Below are 238 nucleotides of genomic sequence, written 5' to 3' on the forward strand. Positions count from 1 at the left end.
TTCCTCCTAAAGTTAAAAAGAGCGTACTCAAATTCTGTTTTGTATGAACAGGCTTTTGAATAGGCTCTTTTGGATTTATATTTGTTTGTAAATCATTCAGAATTTCGTTTTTTAGTCCTAATAGTGCAGAGTTTAAATCTTCTTTTGTAATTCCTTGGCCATTGTTCATTGTTCCATTTCTAAAACCATCGATTACCTTTTGTGGAAGCATGGCAGCAGTAGAAGCTGACGCTGTCAT

1 pseudogene is annotated in these 238 nt (G+C 34.5%); it reads right to left on the bottom strand.

Annotated elements, in window-relative coordinates:
• Window positions 1-238, bottom strand: a pseudogene (locus tag ACQRBL_RS33000) (head maturation protease, ClpP-related); the annotation flags it as partial.

This window comes from Bacillus sp. AF62, assembly GCF_050312695.1.
GTDB classification, from domain to species: Bacteria; Bacillota; Bacilli; order Bacillales; family Bacillaceae_G; genus Bacillus_A; species Bacillus_A cereus.